We start from the raw sequence: 4270 nt of genomic DNA on the forward strand, positions 1-4270 counted from the left end.
GGTACTGGCTTACGCCCCGGACCCGACCGTAGTGCGTTCGGTCGTCGCTAAAGGCAAGGCGGCCGTTCAGGGCGCCGAAGCCAATCGTCCCCAGCTTACGGCCGGGCTTTCTCTGGCGGCGCCGGAGAACCTCAGCGAAGAGCATACTCGGCTCAACCTGCAGGCAGCGTGGGAGGCAGGCGCCGATGCCATTGCCTTGTACAACCTGGGAATTGCGCCCGAAAGCGTACTTGATTGGGTGAAACGCGCGCTGAAAGCCTCCTAGATCAAGGTTGCCCTCCATGCTCCTGAGGCACGCTGCCCCGCCATCCGTGTATGCGCCGGTCACGGCACCGAACGTGTCCGTTGCGCTTCGGCCAGCACCTCGCGGATGCGCGCGGCCACGATGAGCTCCTCCCCATCCTGTAACGTCATGGGGTTCAGGAACACACCGTCCTCTGCCGGGAGCACCTCGACGCTGGGCCGACCCCGTGCGAGGGCTTCGACCAGCCCAGCGGGCGTGAGCCAGGCAAGCGCGGACTGCAGCCTCACTCGCGCCCTCGGGAGGGGCTGTCCGGCTTCGTTTGGGAAGCTGCGCTCGACTGTCACTCCGGGGATTGCGCCAAGCTCACGCACGAAGTACTCCACCACCTCTTCGGCCCGGCGCCGCCGGGCCTCATGATCGAGACGGAGGTAGCGTTCTACGGCAACCATGAGCCCAACCATCGCTTCCTTGCTGACTTTCAGCATCCTCCCAATGCCGTGCTTTGGATAACCAATGCGGCGCATCGCTTCGATAAGGTCGGCACGGCCTACCACCAAGCCCGTGTCGGCCGGCCCCGCGAGGTCCTTGCCGCCGCTGAAGACCGCTAGGTCGGCCCCCATCTCCCGGGTGTACTTCCACAGATTCTCCACGGGGGGCAGCTGAGCCGCCGCGTCCACGATAACGACGACTCCCGCACACCGGGCCGCAGCCGTCAGGCGCTCGAGAGGCGGCGCACCTTGAGGAAGCCAGCCCGAGATCACGTAGAGGATGGCAAGCGTCCGGTCGTGCATCCGCTCTAGGAACTCCACCGGCTCCTCGGTGGCCCTAGGGCCTACCTGACCGACCTCCACGAGCCGGACCCCGAACTGGGCTACGGCTACGTCATACGGGTTCCGGTGGGCCCGGTGAATTAGGACCTCATATTCGAGCGGCGGGTCGGTGGGTACCCGGCGGAACCTCTCTGGGTCCTTGAGGGCGAGAGTGGCTGCCACGCCTAGGTACAGCCCCGCGGCGGCTCCGCACGTCACATACGCTCCCTCATTGTGCGTCAGTTCGGCCAGCCGTTCGCCCACCCTCAACTGCAGCTCGTTGAGGTCCACGAATCCCCGCGACGCACCCACGATGGCTTCCACCACGGACGGGGGGATTATGTTACCCCCCAGTCTCGTCAGCGTCGCCGCAGCGTTAATGACCTTACTTACGCCCATCTGTTCATAGGGGCCGGGTGCTGCCCTTGCACCCTGCGTCGCCCGCGTCTCACTCATTGGCCGCCCCTCCTGGCGAAGGACAACGGCAGGCTCGCGCTGCACGCTGCCGCGTCACTCCGGTAGCGCGCGGCCGGCCAGTACGCCCGTTGCCCTGCCGTCCCGATAGGCCACCTGTCCGTTGACGAGTACATAGTCAATACCAACCGCCTTCTGTACCGGGTTCTCGTACGTGGCGGTGTCGCGCACAGTCTCGGGATCGAAGACAACGACGTCAGCCGCCTTCCCCGGCTCCAGGGTGCCCCGGTCCTTGAGCCCGAACCTCCGGGCTGGCACCTCTGTCATGCGGTTGATGAGCGCCTCCAGCGTCGGGTAACCGCGCTCCCGGGCCAGACGCAAGAACCGCGGGAAGGTGCCCCAGGTGCGGGGGTGTGGATGGCGCCCAATGTGGATGCTGTCGCTGCCGACCATGTAGTAAGGTCGCGACACCAGCTCGAGGAAGTCCTGGTTGAGGCGTTCCCAGATCTGCACGTCACCGGGTGGGCTGCCCCGGTAGCCAACCTGCAAGTTTTCTTCGGCCAGGAGCACCAGGATGGCCTCCGCCACGTCGTCGACACCCATGCGCCGGGCGATGGCCTCGAACGTGAGGCCCATGGCCCAGGCGTTCTTCTCAGAGGGAACGTAGGTGACGACGTCGTCGAGGGCTGGCGGGACGGTGCTCTCCTGCCACATGCTACGTGCAATCCGGCGCCGGGTCGCGGGGTCCCGCACGCGCCGCAACAGGGCTTCGGGACCCCCTTCGTGCGCCCATCCCGGAATCAGGAACATGACGAAGCCGCTGCCCGACGGGTACGGGTAGAGTTCCAGGGTGATGTCCAGGCCCTGGCGCAACGCCTCGTCGATGGGGGCCATCAGTTCGGCCACTCTGCCGGCGTTGCGGGGAGTCGTCCGGAAATGCGAGAAATGCACCGACGCACCGCTCTTGCGCCCTATCTCGATGGCTTCCACGGTCGCAGCCGTGAGCCAATCCGACGGCAAGGTGCGCCAGACGGTGCGGGTGTGGATAACGAACGGCCGGCCAGAACGGGCGGCCACCTTGCAGAGTTCAACGAGCTCCTCGGTGGTGGACCAGGACTGCGGATAATAGCTGAGGCCGGTGGAGAAGGCCACGGCGCCCTCTTCGAAGGCTTGTGCGACCAAGCGCTTGGCCCTTTCGAGGTCCTCCCCAATGAGCGGCACGTCCTGAAAGCCCACGGCCTCGAGGCGCACCGCTCCGTGCGGCACCTGGTAGCACGTGTTGAGGGCCACCTGCCGGTGGAACCGGGCTCGGTACTCGCTCACCGATTGCCAGTCCCACCCAATGTCGGGATAGCCGTTAAGCCCACCGAGGTACCGGGCGTAGGTGCGCAGGTTGGCCGGTGACAGCGGGGCATACGATAGACCGTCCTGGCCCAGGATGACCGTGGTAATGCCCTGCGAGAGGCTGGCTTCGTTCGCTCGGTCGACAAGTAGCATGATGTCGAGGTGCACGTGTGTATCGATAAAGCCCGGGCAAATGGCCCGGCCAGTCGCGTCGATCACCTCTTTCGCCGCGGCCACCCCGAGGTCGCCGATGGCCTCGATGCGCCCGTCCCTGATACCGATATCCGCCCTACAGCGGGGCTTGCCGGTACCGTCGATGACGTGGCCGTTCTTGATGAGGACATCAAACATGTGCGGTTTGACTCCCTTGCTCTTTCTTTCCCAGTTGAGACCCGTCAAGAATCCCCAACGCCTGAGGATTTTAAATATGGAACGCAGTCAGGCCTCCGTCCACGACCAGACAGGCTCCCGTGATGTAAGCCGCCTCGTCGCTCGCCAGGAACAGGCAGGCGCTGGCCACCTCTTCGGGCTGCCCAAGGCGCTTGAGCAGCGGGCGCGACGCGGCCTCTTCTTCTTCCGCGTTCGACACGAACGAGGCCATGGTAGGGGGCGTGGCGATGATGCCTGGGCACACCGTGTTGGCCCGGACACCTCTGGGCCCGTAGTCGATGGCGATGGAACGGGTCAGCTGCAACACAGCGCCCTTGGCGGCCATGTACGCGGCACATTTCGGCATGCCCGAGATGGCCTGCACCGACGCCACGTTGACGATGGCGCCGCCCGACTCCGGAAAGGCCCGCACGGCGTACTTGCAGCAAAAGAAGACCCCGTCGAGTGTCACTGCCAGGGTGCGGCGCCATTCCTCCACGGACGTGTCAGCCGCTGCCAGCCACGGGTTGTGCCAGGGGTTGGTCACCAGGATGTCAAGCCGACCGACTCGCGCCACCGTCTCCCGAACGAGCCGCTCGCACTCTGCTTCTTTCGTCACGTCCATGTGCACGAAGGTGGCGACCCCGCCGACGGCAGCGACCTGCTCCGTCACGCGGGCTCCCGCCTCCGCATTGATGTCGGCCACCACCACCGCCGCGCCCTCCCGGGCGAAGAGGCGGGCGCACGCCTCACCGATGCCCGAAGCGGCTCCCGTAATGATGGCCACCTTACCCTCCAGCCTGCGCACCGTCGACACGCACCTCCACCGTCCGCCTTTTGCACCTGCTGGTGAACTCTCAGCCCTTGACCGCTCCCAGCGTGACGCCCTCGGTAATCTGGCGGTTGAGCAGGACAAAGCCGATCAGGATGGGCACCACGGCCAGGACGAGCCCAGCAAACAGCGCGCCCCAGTCCGTTTGATACTGCATGACCATCTGCAGGTTGGCAAGCCCGAGCGGCAGTGTCTTGAGCGAATCGCGGGCCAGGATGATCAGGGCCAGCAGAAACTCGTTCCAGATCCCCACGAAGT

The 4270-nt window shown here is 65.6% G+C and carries 5 protein-coding genes; 1 reads left to right on the forward strand and 4 read right to left on the reverse strand.

Translation table 11 applies throughout. From position 1 onward, the window contains the following. Positions 1–265, forward strand: a 265-nt coding sequence (locus AB1609_16875; GenBank protein ID MEW6048120.1) for a hypothetical protein, incomplete at its 5' end; no start/stop codon positions are given. Between the two features lie 59 nt (positions 266–324). Here AB1609_16875 and AB1609_16880 read toward each other — a convergent pair. The 4 genes from AB1609_16880 to AB1609_16895 form a co-directional block, all read right to left on the reverse strand. Next, positions 325–1509, reverse strand: coding sequence for an aminotransferase class V-fold PLP-dependent enzyme (locus AB1609_16880; protein ID MEW6048121.1), 1185 nt, complete (start codon positions 1507–1509; stop codon positions 325–327). Positions 1510–1563: 54 nt separating this feature from the next. Beyond that, positions 1564–3162, reverse strand: coding sequence for a D-aminoacylase (locus AB1609_16885; GenBank protein ID MEW6048122.1), 1599 nt, complete (start codon positions 3160–3162; stop codon positions 1564–1566). Positions 3163–3232: 70 nt separating this feature from the next. Further along, a complete protein-coding gene (locus AB1609_16890) occupies positions 3233–3988 on the reverse strand; it encodes an SDR family oxidoreductase (GenBank protein ID MEW6048123.1) in 756 nt (251 codons plus the stop codon). A 49-nt stretch (positions 3989–4037) separates the two neighbouring features. Next, positions 4038–4270, reverse strand: a 233-nt coding sequence (locus tag AB1609_16895) for a carbohydrate ABC transporter permease (protein MEW6048124.1), incomplete at its 5' end; no start/stop codon positions are given.

The sequence above is a fragment of the Bacillota bacterium genome (genome assembly GCA_040754675.1).
In the GTDB taxonomy this organism is placed as follows: Bacteria; Bacillota; Limnochordia; order Limnochordales; family Geochordaceae; genus Geochorda.

Excerpts from the sequence above, each read along its gene's own strand:
- AB1609_16885 (MEW6048122.1), bottom strand. The coding sequence starts at position 3,162 with ATGTTTGATGTCCTCATCAAGAACGGCCACGTCATCGACGGTACCGGC.
- AB1609_16880 (MEW6048121.1), bottom strand. The coding sequence starts at position 1,509 with ATGAGTGAGACGCGGGCGACGCAGGGTGCAAGGGCAGCACCCGGCCCC.